The sequence below is a fragment of the Fuscibacter oryzae genome (genome assembly GCF_016765795.1).
Lineage (GTDB): Bacteria > Pseudomonadota > Alphaproteobacteria > Rhodobacterales > Rhodobacteraceae > Fuscibacter > Fuscibacter oryzae.
Map to the genome: position 1 here is coordinate 142,703 of NZ_JAESVP010000008.1, position 17,275 is coordinate 159,977.

General features: G+C 63.1%; 16 protein-coding genes. 5 read left to right on the plus strand and 11 right to left on the minus strand.

Translation table 11 applies throughout. The features are described 5' to 3' along the window. Positions 1–61: 61 nt before the first annotated feature. Positions 62–1,204, minus strand: coding sequence for an ABC transporter substrate-binding protein (locus JI744_RS15615; RefSeq protein WP_202662061.1), 1,143 nt, complete (start codon positions 1,202–1,204; stop codon positions 62–64). A 274-nt stretch (positions 1,205–1,478) separates the two neighbouring features. Between JI744_RS15615 and JI744_RS15620 the strand changes: the two genes are divergently transcribed. The 5 genes from JI744_RS15620 (at position 1,479) to JI744_RS15640 (ending at position 7,457) form a co-directional block, all read left to right on the plus strand. Continuing rightward, positions 1,479–2,150, plus strand: coding sequence for a GntR family transcriptional regulator (locus JI744_RS15620; RefSeq protein ID WP_202662062.1), 672 nt, complete (start codon positions 1,479–1,481; stop codon positions 2,148–2,150). 80 nt (positions 2,151–2,230) lie between these two features. Continuing rightward, positions 2,231–3,745: an aldehyde dehydrogenase (NADP(+)) gene (locus tag JI744_RS15625; protein ID WP_202662063.1), complete on the plus strand. Its 1,515-nt coding sequence runs from the start codon at positions 2,231–2,233 to the stop codon at positions 3,743–3,745. Positions 3,746–3,775: 30 nt separating this feature from the next. Next, the gene (locus JI744_RS15630) at positions 3,776–4,804 is read left to right on the plus strand and encodes a proline racemase family protein (RefSeq protein WP_202662064.1); all 1,029 of its coding nucleotides are present in this window, start codon (positions 3,776–3,778) and stop codon (positions 4,802–4,804) included. A 49-nt stretch (positions 4,805–4,853) separates the two neighbouring features. Continuing rightward, positions 4,854–6,302 (plus strand): aldehyde dehydrogenase family protein, encoded by a 1,449-nt coding sequence (locus JI744_RS15635; protein WP_202662065.1) that lies wholly within the window; start codon positions 4,854–4,856, stop codon positions 6,300–6,302. Between the two features lie 150 nt (positions 6,303–6,452). After that, on the plus strand, positions 6,453–7,457 hold the full coding sequence (locus JI744_RS15640) for an Ldh family oxidoreductase (protein WP_202662066.1): 1,005 nt from the start codon (positions 6,453–6,455) through the stop codon (positions 7,455–7,457). 122 nt (positions 7,458–7,579) lie between these two features. Here JI744_RS15640 and JI744_RS15645 read toward each other — a convergent pair whose 3' ends face one another. Genes JI744_RS15645 through JI744_RS15690 form a run of 10 tightly spaced genes read right to left on the minus strand, consistent with a single transcriptional unit; the run spans position 7,580 to position 17,063 of the window. Next, entirely contained in the window at positions 7,580–8,557 is a 978-nt protein-coding gene (locus JI744_RS15645; RefSeq protein ID WP_202662067.1) for an ATPase, T2SS/T4P/T4SS family, read from the minus strand. Between the two features lie 10 nt (positions 8,558–8,567). Beyond that, positions 8,568–9,890, minus strand: coding sequence for a TrbI/VirB10 family protein (locus JI744_RS15650; protein WP_202662068.1), 1,323 nt, complete (start codon positions 9,888–9,890; stop codon positions 8,568–8,570). Between the two features lies 1 nt (position 9,891). Continuing rightward, the gene (locus JI744_RS15655) at positions 9,892–10,653 is read right to left on the minus strand and encodes a TrbG/VirB9 family P-type conjugative transfer protein (RefSeq protein WP_202662069.1); all 762 of its coding nucleotides are present in this window, start codon (positions 10,651–10,653) and stop codon (positions 9,892–9,894) included. Next, positions 10,650–11,309, minus strand: coding sequence for a virB8 family protein (locus JI744_RS15660; RefSeq protein ID WP_202662070.1), 660 nt, complete (start codon positions 11,307–11,309; stop codon positions 10,650–10,652). Before JI744_RS15660 ends, JI744_RS15655 begins: the two co-directional genes overlap by 4 nt. Before the next feature lie 34 nt (positions 11,310–11,343). Then, on the minus strand, positions 11,344–12,363 hold the full coding sequence (locus tag JI744_RS15665; RefSeq protein WP_202662071.1) for a type IV secretion system protein: 1,020 nt from the start codon (positions 12,361–12,363) through the stop codon (positions 11,344–11,346). Between the two features lie 3 nt (positions 12,364–12,366). Beyond that, on the minus strand, positions 12,367–12,852 hold the full coding sequence (locus JI744_RS15670; RefSeq protein ID WP_202662072.1) for a hypothetical protein: 486 nt from the start codon (positions 12,850–12,852) through the stop codon (positions 12,367–12,369). Between the two features lie 17 nt (positions 12,853–12,869). Beyond that, positions 12,870–13,667, minus strand: a complete 798-nt coding sequence (locus JI744_RS15675; protein ID WP_202662073.1) for a type IV secretion system protein — start codon at positions 13,665–13,667, stop codon at positions 12,870–12,872. After that, positions 13,657–14,763, minus strand: a complete 1,107-nt coding sequence (locus JI744_RS15680; protein WP_202662074.1) for a lytic transglycosylase domain-containing protein — start codon at positions 14,761–14,763, stop codon at positions 13,657–13,659. Before JI744_RS15680 ends, JI744_RS15675 begins: the two co-directional genes overlap by 11 nt. Before the next feature lie 6 nt (positions 14,764–14,769). Next, positions 14,770–14,976 carry a hypothetical protein gene (locus JI744_RS15685; protein ID WP_202662075.1) on the minus strand — a complete coding sequence of 69 codons (207 nt, stop codon included), beginning with the start codon at positions 14,974–14,976 and terminating at the stop codon, positions 14,770–14,772. Positions 14,977–14,990: 14 nt separating this feature from the next. Continuing rightward, positions 14,991–17,063, minus strand: a complete 2,073-nt coding sequence (locus JI744_RS15690) for a VirB4 family type IV secretion/conjugal transfer ATPase (protein WP_328757422.1) — start codon at positions 17,061–17,063, stop codon at positions 14,991–14,993. Positions 17,064–17,275 lie beyond the last annotated feature (212 nt).

Consider the following 17,275-nt stretch of genomic DNA (forward strand, 5'->3'; position numbering starts at 1 on the left):
TCGAAGTCAGTGGGAAAGGCAGGGCGGCGGCGCCCGGGAGCGAGGCGCCGCCGTGGGGCGATCAGATGCCGGCTTTGAACTCTTGCCAGGCGCTGATCCAGTCGTCGTAGGTGGCGAATTCCTCGGACTCGAGCGGCGGGATGCCCGGGAGACCGCCTGCGAAATAGGCCTCGAGGTTGTTGTAGTCGATCCGCGTCCGCGCGGCATCGTCCATTAGCGCGACCGCCTGTTTCGACACAGGCGCCTGGTTCAACCGCATGCAGATATCGGCCTGCGCCTGCGGCGACAGCGCCTCGTTGATGAAGGCCAGCGCGGTTTCAACGTTGTCGGCCGACGGCGGGACGAACCAAGCGTCAACCCACAGGACGACGCCCTCTTCTGGCACCGCCATCTTTAGCTTGCCTCCCAGTTCTTCGGTCATTTTGATGACGGCTGGGTCGGCGCAAAGCACGGCCACTACATCGCCCGAGGCCAGCGCGGTCGCGACGTCACCCATGTTCAAGGCGATCATACGCGCTTGGTCGCGGTACTTTGCCAGTTCGGCAAACGCGGCAGACAGCTCGTCGCGGGTCAGGTTCGGATATTTTGCCCCAAGTCCCGCCACCCGCGCCGTCACCGGCCACATCGTGACGCTATCGTCGACAATGGCGATCTTTCCCTTCAGCTCGGGGGCCAAGAAGTCCTTGTAGGACTTCGGCTCGGCCATCGCTTCAGCGTTGTAGAGGGACGTGTTGAAGCCCCAGATCCACGGCACGCCCGTCAGCTTGCCGTCGCGTTCCCATTCGGCCTTGCCGAGGAATTGCTCAAAGATGTTGTCGGCATTGAAATTGGGAACGGCGACCGGATCGATCGGCGTCGTGATGCCAAGCTGGTCGATGTAGAGGTTGGCATAGGCCTGGTTGTACTCAGCCAAGTCGAAGGGTGGCGGGTTTCCGGCCATGAACTTGGTGTGGACGTCGTCTTGCGACGTCATCGACGTGGTTTCCACCTTCACCCCGTTTGCGTCGCGCCAGGCTTGCAGCTCGGGCACCAGATCATAGCCTTCCCAGGCCATGATTTGCAGGTCGCCCGAAGGCGCCGCCCAAGCAGCCGACGAGGTTAGGCGCATCAGCACCGCGGAACCCGCGAGGCCCGCTGACATGCGAAGCAGGCCGCGACGGGTTGGGGCAGTCGTGAGCGCAGGCGTGGTTTTCCCGTTGGTCATTCCGATCTCCATTTGCTTGGTGATTCTTCCCAATCTGGATACAATATACATCATGGAGAAAGGCTGGCAAGTAGTTAGAATCTTGCGCGTTTGGCCGCGCATAACTCACTAAAAATCAATACCTAGCTGGAAACAGCACCAAAGCGGTTGCAGATTTGGGGCGGATCGATTCGCGCAGCGGGTCCCGCTTGACATATCGCGCCAATACAAGGATATTGTATCCAATGGCTGCGAGTCCATAGGGGCTGATTAGAGAATGGCGTCGGAGAAACCTATGAAGCGGCAGACCGCGAGTGAACAGGTCGCCAACCATATTGGCGCGATGATCCTGAGTGGCGAGCTTGTCGGCGGCGAGCAGCTGCGGCAGGAAGCGCTTGCTGACCGGCTCGGCGTAAGCCGCATCCCAATCCGGGAGGCGCTACTGATTCTCGAGGCCTCAGGGCTGGTGGTCAGCCGCCCGCACCGCGGAGCGGTGGTCGCCGAACTGACGGTCGAAGATGCGCACGACCTCTTTGCTTCGCGCCTGATTGTGGAGCCCGCATTGGTCGAAAGGGCTTGCGAACTGCATGATGCATCCGAGGCCGCAACCGCAGTGGCGGCAATGAAAGCCTATGAGGATGGAATTCGGGATCACGCGCCCGAGGCCGAGCTCAGCCGACTGAACTGGGAGCTGCACCTCTGCCTGATGAAGCCGTCCCGAATGACGCGGATGCTGGGTTTCGTCGAGACCCTGCTCGCCTCTGCCGATCGCTACCTTCGGATCCAGATCCGTCCTGCCGAGGCCCAAGAGCACGCGTTAGAGGATCACCGCAACCTAGTAGAGGCCTTCTGCCTTCGCCTGCCCGAGCGCGCGCGCGACATAACCGCGAAGCATATTATGCGCGCTCGGGAAGAGACGATTATCGGCCTCGGGAAGCTGAAGGGCCCGCTAGCTCCGCGAAAATAGGAGAGCTCGGCGCGGCACCTGGCGCGCCAGATGGAAACAGCGGTCGAACAGCGCTTTGACCGCCGCAAGGATTGTGACCCATGACCATGCTTCACGGCCAGCACCTCATCGCGGGAACCCGCTGCGCAGGTCCCGGAACCTTCCGGTCCAGCCCCGCGACCGGGCCTGCCCACGACCATGCGATCGGCTCGGCCGATCTGGTCGACCAAGCCTGCCGCGCGGCCGATGCAGCCTTCGCGGTCTTTGCGGCCACGTCGTGGGCGGTGCGGGCCGATCTGCTCGAGGGCATCGCCCGCCGCATCGAGGATCGGGCTGAAGTTATCACCGACATAGCCACGGCCGAGACCGGCCTGCCCGCCGCCAGGATCGAGGGCGAGCGGCAGCGCACCTGTGGACAGCTGCGGCTTTTTGCCAGTCATATCCGCGCCGGAACCCATCTCGACCTGCGCCACGACCCGGCGCTGCTCGACCGTAAGCCGCAGCCGCGCCCGTCGCTGACGCTCATCCAGCGTCCGATTGGTCCAGTGGCGGTGTTCGGCGCGTCGAATTTTCCGCTGGCGTTTTCTGTCGCAGGCGGTGACACCGCTTCGGCCCTTGCGGCGGGGTGTCCAGTCGTCGTTAAAGGCCACTCCGGCCACCCGGGTACCAGCGAAGTGGTCGGCGACGCCATCGCCGAGGCGATCGCGGCGGCGGGGCTTCCCGGCGGGGTATTCAGCCTTGTGCAGGGCGGGTCGCGCGCCGTGGGTGAGGCGCTTGTTCAGCATCCCGCGATAAAGGCTGTGGGCTTCACCGGATCGACCGGTGGCGGTCGGGCGCTCTTCGACCTCTGCGCCGCTCGGCCTGAACCGATCCCGTTCTTCGGTGAACTCGGCTCGGTCAACCCGGTCTTCGTGCTGCCAGAGGCCGCTGCGGCGCGGGCGGCGGGGATCGGGGCCGGTTGGGCCGCCTCGTTGACCCTGGGTGCGGGCCAGTTCTGCACCAATCCCGGTATTGTGGTGATGATAGCGGGTCCAGACGCCACGACCTTCCGTGACGCGGCCCTTGCGGCGCTTGGGCAAATCGGCCCTCAAGTCATGCTGACCGACGGCATCGCCGAGGCCTACCGCGCCGGGCAGCACCAGATGGCCGCTGCGCCGGGCGTCTCCACGTTGCTCGGCCCGGAAAACGAAGGGCGCACCGCCCGCCCGGCGGTGTTCCAAACCAGCGGCGCCGATTTCCTCGCCAGCCATGACCTGCAGGAGGAAGTCTTCGGTCCGCTCGGCCTGATCGTCACCGTGGCTGACATGGGCGAGATGCGCCGCGTGGCCGAAAGCTTTCAGGGCCAGCTGACCGCCACGCTGCAGATCGACGACGGCGACATCGAGGCAGCCCGAACCCTTGTGCCGATGCTGGAGCGGCTTGCCGGTCGGCTGCTCGTCAACGGCTTTCCTACAGGTGTCGAAGTCGCCGATGCAATGGTCCACGGCGGCCCCTATCCGGCCAGCACCAATTTCGGCGCGACCAGCGTCGGGACGATGGCGATCCGGCGTTTCCTACGGCTGGTCTGCTACCAGAATTTCCCCGCCGCCCTGCTTCCCGAAACCTTCCCCGCCTAACCGGCGCATCCAGATCCAACGGAGACTTTCATGCAGCTTGACCGCGTTATAACAGTCGTCGGTGCCCATGCCGAGGGCGAAGTCGGCCGCGTCATCACCGGTGGGGTACTGCCCCCGCGCGGCGCCAACATGTTCGAGCGGATGATCAACCTCGAGGCTGACAGCGCTTGGCTGCGCAATATGCTGTTGTTCGATCCGCGCGGCAGCGTAAACGCCGCAGTGAACCTCATCACCCCCGCGATCCGCGCTGACGCGGATTTCGGGATGATCGTCATGGAATCCGACTATTTCGTTCCGATGTCTGGTTCGAACCTGATATGTACCGTCACCGTGGCGCTGGAAGCCGGGATTATCCCGATGAAAGAGCCTGAAACGATCGTCCGCGTCGACACGCCGGCGGGCTTGGTCGAGGTGACAGCCACTTGCCGCGGCGGCAAGTGCCGGGGCATCACCTTCCGGAACATCCCCTCGTTTGTGATGCACCGCGACGCCATCATCGAAGTACCGGGCATCGGCAAGCTGCGAGTCGACGTGGCCTATGGCGGGATGATCTACTGCATCGTCGAGGCGGCCGATGTCGGTATGACGCTGGCGCGGAGCGAGGCCCGCCAGCTGGTCGAAATCGGCGAGCGGATCAAGGCGGCGGCGGCAGTTCAACTACCTTCGATCCACCCCGAGAATCCGGGAATTCACACCATCAACCAGACCGAATTCGTCGGGCCGCTGGAAATCGTTGACGGGGTCAAGACCTCGAAGAACGCGGTCGTGGTGTCGCCCGGGCGACTGGACCGCTGCCCCTGCGGCACCGGCACCTCGGCCCGGATGGCGCTGTTGCACGCGCGGGGCGACCTAGCGGTGGGCGAGCGCTTCCGTCACCTCTCGATCCTCGACACAGTCTTCGACTGCGAAGTTCTGGCCGAGGCAAATGCGGGCGACGTTCCGGCGGTGATCCCGCAGGTGTCGGGCCGGGCCTGGCTGACCGGCGTCAGTCATTACGGCGTCGACCCCGAGGATCCGTTCCCCGAGGGCTATCGCCTGTCGGACACCTGGTTCAACTGACAACCGGCGCGCCTGCGGGTTGCGCCATGACTTGCCAAGGAGACTTTACATGTTGATGCACGATCCCTGGATCGACGGTCGGACTGTCGCGGATGCGGGATGGGCCCGGATCATCCGCACCTCTCCCTCTAACGGAACGCAGATCGCTTCGGTCGCCGCTGGAACCGCCGAGACGGTTGTGGCCGCCATCGCTGCTGCCCGCATTGCCTTCGACGCCCGCATCTGGGCGGACATGCCGGGCAGCGCACGCGGCAAGGTGCTTTCGCGGATGGCCGACCTGATGGAGCGCGACCTTGATACGATCGCACAGCTTGAGGCGGATGAAGCGGGCAAGACCATCGCCGGCGGCAGGGGCGAGACGGAATGGGGGATCGAGCTTTTGCGCTATGGCGCCGCCTTGGCCTGGAACCTTTCAGGTAAGGCCTTTTCGGACGGCGGCCCCGACAATCTGGGCTTGGTCTTGCACCATCCGCGCGGCGTCGTCGGCATGATCACGCCGTGGAACTTCCCCATCGTGACGCTGATGCAAAAGCTGCCCTATGCCCTTGCCGCCGGCTGCTCTGTGGTGGTCAAGCCGTCCGAGATGACCTCGGGGACAACGCTGATGCTGGCTCGGCTGGCCAGCGAGGCGGGTGTTCCGCCAGGCGTGTTCAACGTGGTGACGGGCGAGGGCAGCGTGGTTGGCGAGGCGATGTCGACTCATCCCGGCATCGACATGATGTCCTTCACCGGATCGACCGCCGTGGGCCGGCGCATCGCCCGCCATGCCGCCGACCGTATCCGCCCCGTGGCGCTGGAACTAGGCGGAAAGGGAGCGAACATCGTCTTCGCCGATGCCGACCTGGACGCAGCGGCCAAGGGCGCGGTGGCCGGGTTCACTCTGAACAAGGGCGAGGAGTGCTGCGCCGGAAGCCGACTTCTGGTGCAGGAAAGCATCGCCGAGGACTTTGGCCGCCGCGTGGCCGAGGCCGCCGCCCGTGTGCGGCTGGGCACTGGGGAACACGCCGACATGGGCCCGCTGATCAGTGCGGCTCAGATGGAGAAGGTCCTGGCCTATGTGCAAAGCGGCCTCGACCAGGGTGCAAGGCTCTTGACCGGCGGTACGCGCGTGACCGAAGGCGGCCTTGCCGACGGCAACTATGTCGCGCCCACAGTCTTCGTGGGCGCCCGGCCGGGCATGAGGATCGTCGACGAGGAGATTTTCGGCCCGGTGACGGCGATCATTCCGTTCAAGGATGCCGCCGACGCCATCCGCATCGCGAACAGCACCGGCTACGGTTTGGCCAATGGGGTTTGGACGTCGAACCTCGATACAGCAATGGTCGTGGTGCGTCGGCTGCGCAGCGGCACGACCTATGTGAACACCTACTTGGAGACCGCACCGCAACTGCCCTTTGGCGGTCTCAAGGACAGCGGACTTGGCCGAGAGAACGGTATCGAGGGTTTGTCCGAATTCCTGGAAACCCGCGCCGCCTTCATCAGGCTGAAGGCAGTTTAGGGCAAGGATTCATAGGCCGTCGTTGCCAGCATTGTCTCAAAACCAAGGTCATGCTGAATCTCAGCGCCTACAGGCGTTTCCTGTACTGATCCGCTCAGTCGCCGGTGCCGTGTGCATCCGGCGACCCTTTCATGAAGGAGCCATCTACCGATGCGTACGTCCGACACGCACATAGGATTTGCCGACCTTGTGTTGCACCTGAAGGAACGGTTCGAAAGCGTCGGCGCCGACCCATGGATTGCCGCCTGTCTAGCGGAAAATTGCGCACTTTGTGAGCAAGCTGGCACACTCAGTCATGGCGTCTTTCGCATGAAGGGCTATCTGAATTCGATCGCTTCAGGCTGGGTCGATGCCAAGGCCAAGCCGGATCTGAACCGAGTTTCCCAGAGCTTCTTGCGGGTCAACGGCCGGAACGGCTTTGCGCAACCAGCGTTAGTTCGCGCCAGATCTGAGCTTCTGCGAATGGTCGATGAAACCGGCGTGGCGGTCCTTTCGATGTGCAACTCGCATCACTTCAGTGCTCTTTGGCCAGATGTCGAACCCTTTGCAGATCTGGGACTAATAGCACTTTCAACCGCAACTGGAGGCACCTCTGTCATTCCGCCCGGAGGGAACCGCAAAGTACTGGGTACGAATCCGATTGCCTTTGCTGCGCCTGTCAAGGGCGGCCCATCGTTCCTAATAGATCTTGCTACGGCTGCCATGTCTCAGGGTGACGTCACAATCGCACGGAATGAAGGGAGGTCGTTGCCAATGGGCATTGGAGTAGATCACGGTGGCCAACCAACCTCCGACCCCTCGGAGATATTGTCGGGCGGCGGCATCTTGCCCTTCGGTGGCTACAAGGGCACGGCGCTTTCCTTAATGGTTGAAGTGTTGGCTTCTGCGCTTAGCGGTGGCCAGTTTTCACACCAGGTCGATTTCTCGAACCATCCCAAGGCTGAAACATCGCGAACCGGTTATTTCCTTATGTTGATCGACGGCGGCCGCGGCCAAGATCTTCCGATCAATGAACGCACCATGGAGTTCTTTCATGCAGTCCGTGCCGCTGGAGTCGAACGTTTGCCCGGTGACAGGTTGCACGCCGCACGTCGTAGAGCGCAAACCGTAGGAATCCCGATTACTGAGACAATTCGTGACTTTCTGGCCCAGTAGTTCAATCTCCACAACGCAAAATCTTCGGCACCGCAATGTGTTAGTAGGCAGATAGGCCATATCATCCAGCGGCAGGTCAACACCGAAAATCAAAACGGTGACCATCTACCTACTGAAATAATTCAACATACGGAGACTTCCGCCACCCCTCTTACGCCACCCCGCCTTTCGAGTTGCACCACAAGATCAACCGACCCCAGGCAGTACCGTTTAACCTCTTCAAACCCCATCCCAAGTCCGGCTGCCACCACCATAATCGCCAACCGATCAATAGCCTTCCGCGCCGTATCGGCATGAATGGTCGTGAACGACCCACCATGCCCAGTGTTGATCGCTTCCAGAAACGTCCGGCTCTCCTCCCCGCGCAGCTCGCCCAGGATGATCCGATCCGGCCGCATCCGCAGTGACGCCTCAAGAAGGCGAGCCGGTGTCCGCTCCCCTTGGCTGTTCCTGTCGGCCTTCAGCCCCACGACATTCGCTTGTGTCGGAAAGAGCTCGTAAGCATCCTCGATGGTCACAAGCCGCTCAGCCGGATCGACCATCGCCAGCAGCGACCGGGCGAAGGTGGTCTTGCCCGTCGAAGTCCCCCCAGAGATCAGCACATTCAGCCGTTTGCGCACGCAAAGCCGCATCGCGGCTTCCACATCGCCCGCTTCGGCCAGTGCCAAAACTTCCTTCCCGAGCTCACGCTTGCGATGATCCAGATCGATCAGCGATCCATGCAGAAGCGTCGGCTTGATCGGCGCATCCGCCGCGAGTTTGAACGGCCGGAGCGTGATCGCCATCCCACCTTCGACGATGGGAGGCGCCACGACCTGCGCCCGGATCGCCGTGGCACCCCAAGTGATCTTGCCGGACACCGTCGGCTTCTTGTCAGAAAACTGCACCCCCACGGACGAGGCAATCGCCTGCCCAAGGTTTACCGAGAGAGCCGGGTCGATCACCAGATCCCGGACCAACTCCATGTGGCTGCCACCCCTGCGCTCGATCCAGACCTTTCCATCAGGATTAATGGCGATCTCGACCAGATCCTCGCGCTGCAGGATGGGCGCAAGGGAGGAAAGATAGGCCCCGAGAAAGGAGGGCTGCCCGTCCATCATTTCGCCGTCCTCACCAGAATTCCAGATCGCGGTCGACCATGACCGTGATCGCGGCCCCCGAGGCGACCGTGATGATCGGCGGCAGGCTGGTGTAGGCCTCAACAGCCGAGCCCATGGCGGAACTCAGTTCCTGCCCGATGTTTTCGGCGGTATCGGAGGAGATTTTGGTTGAGTATTTCGCGGCGGCAACGGCGGGAGCTGCCCCCAGGAGCGAGATCAGCGCCGCCGACCCGAAGCGCTGTCCAAAGCGGCTGTTCACCCTGCCGGTGATACCGGAGCGGCCTTGGGCATCGCCGCCGAAGGCCTCCATCTGAACCGATTGACCATCTGGCGTCACAAGCCGCGTCCAGGCCACGAGGATGCGGCCCTGCCCGATGGCCACTTCCGAGGAATACTCGCCGAAGAGCCGCGAGCCAGCAGGCACAAGGATCTGCGCCTGATCGAAGGACCAGACGGGCCGCGTGACGATGGCGGTGATCTGACCCGGCAAGCTAGAGTCCACGGCGTTCTCCAGTGTGGCTTCGATCATCGTGCCCTGCAGCACTGTGTTCGACGGATTGGCGATGACCTGGCTTGTCTCGACCTCGGTTGCTTCCCGACCCGATTGAACGAAGTCCCGACCGGCGGCATCGCGTGATCCCGATGTGGCCTCGTCAGGCATGCCCATGGCCGCCTCCCCTGCCCCGGACTTGTCGCCGCCATCATAGACGACAGAGGGCGAGGTGATCCGCGCGGCAAGCTGCTCTTCCCGCTCGGCGCGCTTGGCGGCCAGCTCGGCTTCGCGTGAGGCATCGGCCGCGCTAGAGCTGTGGGCTTCGGCCTTCAAGGCAGCGATCTCGCGGTCAAACTGCGTTCGCATGTCTTCCATCAGCGCGAGGTTCTGGGCTTGCGCCTTCTCCAGTGCGAGGGCCAGTTCCTTGGCTGTGGCGTCCTTTTCCGAATCCGGGCGGGTGGCGAGATCTGCCAACTCCTTCTGCAGACGCTCGACCTCCCCCTTCAGCGCAGCGTTGCGGCTCTCCAGCGTCTCGCGCTGCGCGGCAAGTTCACCTTCGATATTGGCAAAACCATCGCCACCCTCCGTCTTGGGCGCGGCTTCTATGGACCCGAACGGCGAGCCTCCTTCCTGATCCTGGAACTCCTCGACCGCCGAGGTCTCGACCTCCGGGATTGCCGGGGTCGCAGGCCAGATCGTCCAGATCGCAGCAATGCTTGCCCCGGCCAGAAGCGCGCCCATGCCGATCTTCTGCTGACGGGTCATCTTCGGCTTGGGGCGTTCGAACTTGTATTCGGCCTCGGGATTCGCTGGAGCATCGGTTTTCTGAGGATCGGTCATGTCAGAACTCCCAGCCCTGAAGTTTGGCGAGGAGGGCAGGATCGGTCGTTATGCCGCCCTCCGCATGCTCGATGCAGAGAACTTGGGTGCCGATGCGGATCGAATACTCGTCGCGCAAGCCCGGCACGCGCACGATGCTGCCGCGGGTGCCAGAGTTCAGCGTGACCTCGCGCCCGGTGGCATCGACCCCGAAGATCGACGGCCTGACGCCAGGCGCGAAGGCGAAATACGTTGCCTGCCCGTCGTTCCATATATGGACGGGCTTCAGCGTCTCGTCGCCCGACCAGGCATAGCCGATATCCCGCGAACCGGAAGCGACAGTGGGCTTTGCAGCCTTGCCAGCACCTGTCTCGGGGTAGCGCAACACCAGCCGGAAGGTCGGGTTCTGCGACCGGCCCTCGCTGATTGCCAGCGTGAAAGTGCGCCGTCCGGTGTAGATCGTCATATTGGTCTCGGCTCCGCCGATCACCGGTTTGATCGACACCGTGGTGCGGTTCGAGAGGACCTCAACCTCAAAAGCCTCGCTGTCGCCCAAGAGCACGGAATCGATCCGTTCCCCTGCCCCAAGCTCGATGGCGGTGTTCACCCGGAGCTGGGTGTCGAGGCGGATGACATCCACCGGGCTGTAGAGAACCGACCGCACACGGGCGTCGGCCCCCATCGAAGCAGGGGCGACCTCGGCGAAACTGGGCCATGCAACGACAAGGCTGGTTGCCAAAAGCCCGCGAAGGAGAAGGCCAAAAGGGACAGAATGGCGGGTCATGGGTTGGACTCCAGGGTTTCGGCATCGACGCGGTAGGAGGAGACGGTGAAGCCGAGCGGGTTTTCCCAGACATGGGCGAGGGAGCGTTCGGTCTTGGGCGCGAAGGAAAACTCGACCGTCGCCACGAAGGGCTGGGTCACCGGTTCTTGCTTGGTCTTGCGCAGGGTTTTCAGGAAGCGGATCTGGGCCACGTTCGGCGCGAGAAAGGTGATCCGGCGCACCGTCACGGAGACTTCCGCGCCCGGGCCATAGACATCGGGCGGATAGGCGGTATTGCCGCCGCCCTTGGACCAGAGGAGCCGCAGGCTTTCCTCGGCCCCCGCAGTTGAGCGGCGCTGCACGCTTTCGAGCCGAGCCTGGATTCCGGCGAGGAAATACCCTTCCCGGTCGGAGACATAGGCCACAAGCAGGCTTTGCTTCAGTGCCTCCTGATCCTCGATGCCGGTCCGGGCGACGGTCATGACCTTTTCGGCGTCGCCGGTCTGGCGATCCACCAGCACGGTGAAGACCTGAGTTTCCTTAAGTGGCAGAACCAGCACGAGGGCAGTGGCAAGAATGAGGCTGAGGGCGCCTGCCCCGCCAGCGATCACCCAAGCCCGGCGGGCCGAGAGGCGCGGCTCGAGAATGAGATCGACATCAAATCCATGCGCCTCCATCGGCGTTCCTCCGTTACTCGGCAATTTCTGGGGCTCAACTCTTGTTGGGGGTGCGGCTGGCGAGGCGCATCGCGGTCTGCACCGCTGATCGCCCGATCTGACCTGCGGTATTGCCATTGAGGCGCGCGTCCGATGGCCGCCGCCCACCGGCATCCATCCCCGCAGCACCACGCCCGGCCCCGATCCCGGCGGCAATGCCGGATCGACCATAGCCTTTGGCTGTGTCGGCCGTGCGGAAGGTGGAACTCGCGACCCCACCGAGGCCGGTTGCGGTTTGGGCCAGTGATTGGGCGATGGTCGGGACCATGGCCATGAGTCCGGTGCCGAGCATCATCACCACGACAAAGCTCAGGACGTCGCCGATGGTCTCGACATTGGTGAGCGAGGCGGGGGTGAGGTCGCGGGCAATGGCAATGGTAAACGCAGCCATGCCCGAGGTCAGCATCGGATAGAAAGCAAAGCCCAGGGCCAGATTGACCCAACGATCGAAGAGCGCCGCCGTCACCTTGAAAAGCGTGCAGGCGATCGCAATCGGCGCGAAGATGACCAGCACGCCGATCATGATCTTGGCCGCCGAGATCACGATGATCGACACCGTGGCCATCAGGGCGGCGACGAGGAACATCAGAAGGCCCGCGAGGGCACCCGTAATGTAGCTGCCGTTCTGGCTGATCGCCTGGCCCACATCGAGGGCCTGCAGATAGAGTGAATCCAGCCCATCATAGAGGTTGCCGCCTCCGCCCCCGAACGCGTTCATCACCACGGCACCGATCTCGCTCGGAGCATTGGTCAGGACGCCGTAGACCGCGTTGAAATTGGTCCAGGACGACAGGAACGCCGAGGCCACGGCGATACGGACCATCAGACCAAGCCCGTTACGGAGCGTCATGGGAACCGCCTGCGCCATCAGGTTGATACCCACCAGCGCCACCACCAATACCGACCCGATGCGGAAGACCGGCACGATCTCTGCGGCGACCGCATCAAAGGCGGTGGCACCGACCGCTGTCGCGGCGGCGTCCACTTGGGTCAGGATATCGGCGATGATGGCCATGGATCAATTCGCCCGACAGGATTTCTCAAGGGCGCGGTAGCGCGTTTCGACATCGCGCTGCTCGGAAGCGAGATAGGTTTCCAGCGCCGGGCGGTCCTCATCGGTCAGATCAACCAAGGACTTGCCCAAGACCTCGTTGGTGAAAGCATCGAACGGATAATCCGAGAAGAGGCAGCTGCAGGTTTCGCCTGCGAGCTGCCTCTTCTTTGCCGAGGTGATGTAAGCTTGCCGCGCAGCGCCTTTGAACCGCCAATCGGTGATCCCGTCCGGCAATGCGATGACTTCCTCACAGGCCGCCTTTTCGACGCCTGCAAAGATCCCCGTCCCGCGCCGCTGCATCTCGGTCAGCAATTCCAGCGCAAGATCAGCATCCTGCGCCCCCACCGCTTCCCGGGTCTGCTCCAGAAGATCAAGATCGCTGACGGTCGCAAGATCTTCGGCCCAAGCAAAGCCCGTGAAGGAGAGGGCGGCGGCGGCAGCTGCCGCCAATAGAAGTACGCGCCGCATCAGTTCGCCCCCGAATAATCAAAGAAGCTCTTTTCCTTGGCTTGTTCCGCCGCCCAGTTGACCCCAGTCTGCCCGGTGGCAAGACCCGTCGCGGCATTGAGCCGCCACATCTGGCCCAACATATAATTGGTCTCGGCCGCCATGCGGGTGTTAAGGTCGATGCTCTCCTTCAGAGTGTCCTGGCTCGCGATCTCGTCCACCAGCCCGTCGATCCGCTCGAGGCTTTGGGCCGCCTCTTCATAGGAGAGCTGCGCCACACCCATGGCCGTGGCACTCGCAGCCGCCGTCTGGGCGATCCGCTTATCCTGCGGGCTTTCCGAGGAGGACAGGCCCGCCAGCGTTTCTGACGAGAGGCCCGCACTGGCGAGCGTATCTTCCATATATTCGGCGGCCATCTTGTCGCCCATGGTGACATTGCCGTCGAGCAGGCTGTCCAACAGGCTGTCGAAATCCCCAATCGCAATGGCATCGGTGAAACCGGAGAGGTCGGTGATCTTCGCCGCCCGCGACCGCAGATCCTGGGCCGAGTTGTAGAGGCTGGCGATCTCGTTGAGACCGGAGATCGACCCAAGGATGCCTTCCAGATTGGTGATCTGTTCTAGGCCGTTCTCGACCTGTTTCTTCAGCTCCTCGATCTGCGCGATCTGGTTTTCGGCATCGCGCAGGGCCGCCTGCAATTGCTCGATATTCTTGGCGAGGTTGGTGCCGTCGATGACCGGCACGCCCTGCGCACGGGCCACCGATCCAAAAAGGCAAAGGCAGAGCGCGGCGGCGGACGCCATCCGTTTATTGACCATCAGAATACTCCCAGAATGTCGAATATTGCAGGGCTTGGGCTGAGTCAGAGAGGCCATGCGCCGCCTCGACCTTCACGGCCCCGGCCCGAAGCCGCAGCGTGAGGGCCATCAATCGGGCGCGCTCGGCGATCATGTAGGTGTTCTGATCGACCGCCTCTTTCGGGGTCTGGGGCTTCGCCTCTTCCAGAAACCCCTCGATCCGCGTTATGGCGGCTTCGATCTGCCCGCTCTGTTGGCCCGAATAGCCGATGAAAGCCGAGGACATGTTGCCCCATTCGGCACTGGCACCTTCAACGCCGGCCAGCGTGCCGGTCACATCGGCGCCGGTGATTTCCGAGAGATACGCATCGTAAAAGCCCGAAATCCGGCGGACGTAGTTCTGAGTTTCTTCGAAGGGTGGGATGCCGCCGAATTTCTGGACATTGCCAGGCCCGGCGTTATAGGCCGCAAGCGCGAAATCGATCCGGCCGAAAGCGTTGAGCTGCGTCGCGAGATAGCGCGCGCCGCCATCGAGGTTCTGCAAGGGATCGCTCGGGTCCACCCCGAGATCGGCTGCCGTGCCCGGCATCAGCTGGCAAAAGCCGAGCGCGCCCACCGGGCTGATCGCGGCATTGTTGAAGGCGCTTTCCTGTTTGACCAGCGACTGGAACAGGATGCGCCAGGTCGTGGGCGTCAGCCCGACTTTCGCCACGCCCGGATGGCTCTCATAGCGATGCGCCGTGGCGATGATCATTGCCTCGACCGTCTCGCCCTCACCGAAGAGCCGTTGGCTTTCTGGGCTGTTCTCCTCATGGGGATAGACTTCGTCTGCCGGTGGAAAATCCGCCCCGCCGTCCTCGAACCCGCTCAGATCCGTCGTGCCGGTCGTGTCCGCCAGGAACCGCTCATAGGCGGCGAGTTGTTCGTCTTCGATCTGATTGAGGCGCGTCTGCTGCCCGAGTTTCTCTTCCTGCTTCAAGGCATCCTGCGCCTGCTCGGCCAGGCGCGAGACCAGGTTCGAGAGCCGCGTACTGTCAATGATCGGCACGCCTTGGGCAAGACCGATCAGCGGCAGCGCGGTCGCACAGGCAATCCCGAGAAGGAGGGCAGAGCGCATGGAGCTTCAGTCCCCACAGGCCGCGGTCGGGGCGCTCATCGTGCTGACCACGACCCGACTGCCGTCGGTCTGGGTGCGGGCCGCGAAATACTTGCCCTCGGCGCGGAATTGGCCGTGACAGGGCGAGACAGCCCCGGTTTCCACGCCGTCGCAGCCCGAAAGCGCCGCGAGGCTGACCAAGAGCAGCATCGATCGCGCCAGTCTTCGGAGCATCAATCTGCTGGTGTTCATTGCATGTCCTTCCAGAAATCAGGGATGTCGCGCCAACCGAAGGGCGCACGGTCTTCGCCGGACCGCCCACCGCCAAGCACGGCGAGGTGTGGCCCAAGGGCTGCGAGGTCCATGTTGACGAAGACGGAATCGCCAGCGGACCGCAGAAGTGCCAGGCGTAATCCGCCGGTTGGGGTGCAGAGGAACTCGGATTCCTTCTCGTTCAGCCGCAGGATCCGGTAATCCTCAGGGTTTGCCCGAGGGTTCGGATAGAGAAGCTGCGTCACCACGCTTTCCGCGATGATCTGGCCGACTTTCGATTGCGTCAGATGCGTCGGCGTCTGGGTCAGCATCATCACGGCGGCGTTCTTTTTCCGCATCGTGACCAGCCAATCGTGCAGGCGTTTTTCGAAGATGGGATCGTCGAGCATCTTCCATGCCTCATCGATGACGATGAGGGTCGGGCGGCGGTCCTCAATCACCCGTTCGATGCGGCGGAAGAGATAGGCCAGCAACGCCGAGCGTTCGGTGCCGAGATCGAGAATCTCGGACATGTCGATGCCGACCACATCCTCGCCCAGACTGATTTCGGAGGCGGCCCCTGGCCCGAAGAGCCAGCCATAACGCCCGCCCTGCCCCCATTCCCGGACGCGGGACACCAGATTGCCCTCATCATCGGTTGAGGCGACCAGCGTGCCGAGCCCATCGAAAGTGCGCAGACGCGGATCGGCCGCCACGATCTGGCGCACGGCGGCATTGAGGCTGACCGTCTGCGCGGTCTCGAAGCCACGCGTGCTGGCCAGAATGTCGCCCAGCCAATCGGTGAGCCAGGCCGCACCCCGTTCATCGACCTCGGTCTGGAACGGGTTCAGCCCAGTGGCTTCGCCGATGCGGATCGCGGAATAACTGCCGCCCAGGGCGCGCACCGCCATCTCAAGGCCCCGATCCTTGTCGATGACAAGAATGCGAGCGTTTACCCGCCGCGCCTGTGCCATCAGAAACGCCGTGCCGAGGGTTTTGCCCGAGCCGGTGCGCCCCAGAACCAGAGTGTGACCGGCGCTTGGCTCGGCGCCACGCGCCCCCTTGTCGTGGAAATTGAAGCGATAAAGGCTCGAGGTCACCGTCGGCAGACCGGTGATCACCTCGCCCCAGGGCGACTGCGCTCTCGGGCGACCTTCTGCCACCCGGTGCAATGCCGCAAGATGTGCAAAGTTCTGTGCCGAGATCAGCGCGGTGCGCGGGCGGTAGGCCCAATTGCCGGGGGCTTGCGCAAACCAGGCGGCACGGGCGGCAAAGCTTTCCCGCACCAGCACCGCCCCGCAGTCTTGGCCCGCACGCCAGACTTCAGAGGCGGCTTCCTCCAACTTTTCCCGTGTCTCGGCTATGACCATGACGGTTAGATGGTGTTTGCCAAAAACCTGCCGACCGGAGGCGACATTGTCCGCCGCCTCATAGAGCTCTTGTCGCAGGGTTTCTGCGGCATCCTCGGAGGCCCGCATCTGCCGTGCGGTGCGCTTGATGCGTTCCTCGATCTCATTGTTCCGCACCGGGGTGAAACTGTTGGTGATGGTGATGTCATAAGGCAGTTCCAGCGCATCCAGCATCCGGGCCCAGGTCCGTGCCGGATAGGATTTGACGCCGAAGATCGCCCCGAAGCGCCGCGTGCCTGAGGTCTCGATCTCGATCTGTTTGCCCTTGAAGAGGAACTGGCTGCTCGACAGGCTTTCCGCGAGGAACAAACCCTTCATCGGCACGGATTTGACGACGGGTTGCCCGATCACGCCGCCCAGAAAGCCGAGCCATTCACCTGAACTGATGGTCAAGCGCCGGAAACCCATACCTTGGGCGACCCCGGCAAGAAGTCCCATGGCTTCATTGAGCCGCTCTGCCCGCGCGCCCAAATCATCCATGAAAGCTGCCTTGAACAGGCTGCCGACCAGCGGCAGGCGCTTGATCGCTGTTGGACGCAAGATCACCGAGACCATCAGCACGCGGCGCTTCAGGTTTCGGGAAAGAAGATGCGCTCGCCACCGCCGATCGACGGCGACGGCAAAACCATCCGAACCACCGACAGCACCGCGTGCATCCATATCAGCATCGAAGCCCTTGAGGCGCGGCCAATCGGGCAGGGTCAGTTTCGAGAAATGAAAGCCGAAACCTGCGCCGAGCTGTCCGATCAGCCTGACCTGCCCCCCGGTCGTCCCTCGTTCATAACGAGAGTCCTTGGGGTTGATAGTGGTCGGTTTCGGGTTGGGCAAGCGCGCCGGGCGCGGAGCCCTCAGATTGCTCAAGCGCCCGGCGC

Bases quoted from the DNA above. Each gene is read 5' to 3' on its own strand.
- JI744_RS15630 (WP_202662064.1), top strand. From the start codon at position 3,776: ATGCAGCTTGACCGCGTTATAACAGTCGTCGGTGCCCATGCCGAGGGC.
- JI744_RS15620 (WP_202662062.1), top strand. From the start codon at position 1,479: ATGAAGCGGCAGACCGCGAGTGAACAGGTCGCCAACCATATTGGCGCG.
- JI744_RS15665 (WP_202662071.1), bottom strand. From the start codon at position 12,363: ATGGCCATCATCGCCGATATCCTGACCCAAGTGGACGCCGCCGCGACA.
- JI744_RS15685 (WP_202662075.1), bottom strand. From the start codon at position 14,976: ATGCTCCGAAGACTGGCGCGATCGATGCTGCTCTTGGTCAGCCTCGCG.
- JI744_RS15625 (WP_202662063.1), top strand. From the start codon at position 2,231: ATGACCATGCTTCACGGCCAGCACCTCATCGCGGGAACCCGCTGCGCA.
- JI744_RS15660 (WP_202662070.1), bottom strand. From the start codon at position 11,309: ATGGAGGCGCATGGATTTGATGTCGATCTCATTCTCGAGCCGCGCCTC.
- JI744_RS15615 (WP_202662061.1), bottom strand. From the start codon at position 1,204: ATGACCAACGGGAAAACCACGCCTGCGCTCACGACTGCCCCAACCCGT.
- JI744_RS15675 (WP_202662073.1), bottom strand. From the start codon at position 13,667: ATGGTCAATAAACGGATGGCGTCCGCCGCCGCGCTCTGCCTTTGCCTT.
- JI744_RS15655 (WP_202662069.1), bottom strand. From the start codon at position 10,653: ATGACCCGCCATTCTGTCCCTTTTGGCCTTCTCCTTCGCGGGCTTTTG.
- JI744_RS15640 (WP_202662066.1), top strand. From the start codon at position 6,453: ATGCGTACGTCCGACACGCACATAGGATTTGCCGACCTTGTGTTGCAC.
- JI744_RS15680 (WP_202662074.1), bottom strand. From the start codon at position 14,763: ATGCGCTCTGCCCTCCTTCTCGGGATTGCCTGTGCGACCGCGCTGCCG.
- JI744_RS15635 (WP_202662065.1), top strand. From the start codon at position 4,854: ATGTTGATGCACGATCCCTGGATCGACGGTCGGACTGTCGCGGATGCG.
- JI744_RS15645 (WP_202662067.1), bottom strand. From the start codon at position 8,557: ATGATGGACGGGCAGCCCTCCTTTCTCGGGGCCTATCTTTCCTCCCTT.
- JI744_RS15650 (WP_202662068.1), bottom strand. From the start codon at position 9,890: ATGACCGATCCTCAGAAAACCGATGCTCCAGCGAATCCCGAGGCCGAA.
- JI744_RS15690 (WP_328757422.1), bottom strand. From the start codon at position 17,063: ATGGATGCACGCGGTGCTGTCGGTGGTTCGGATGGTTTTGCCGTCGCC.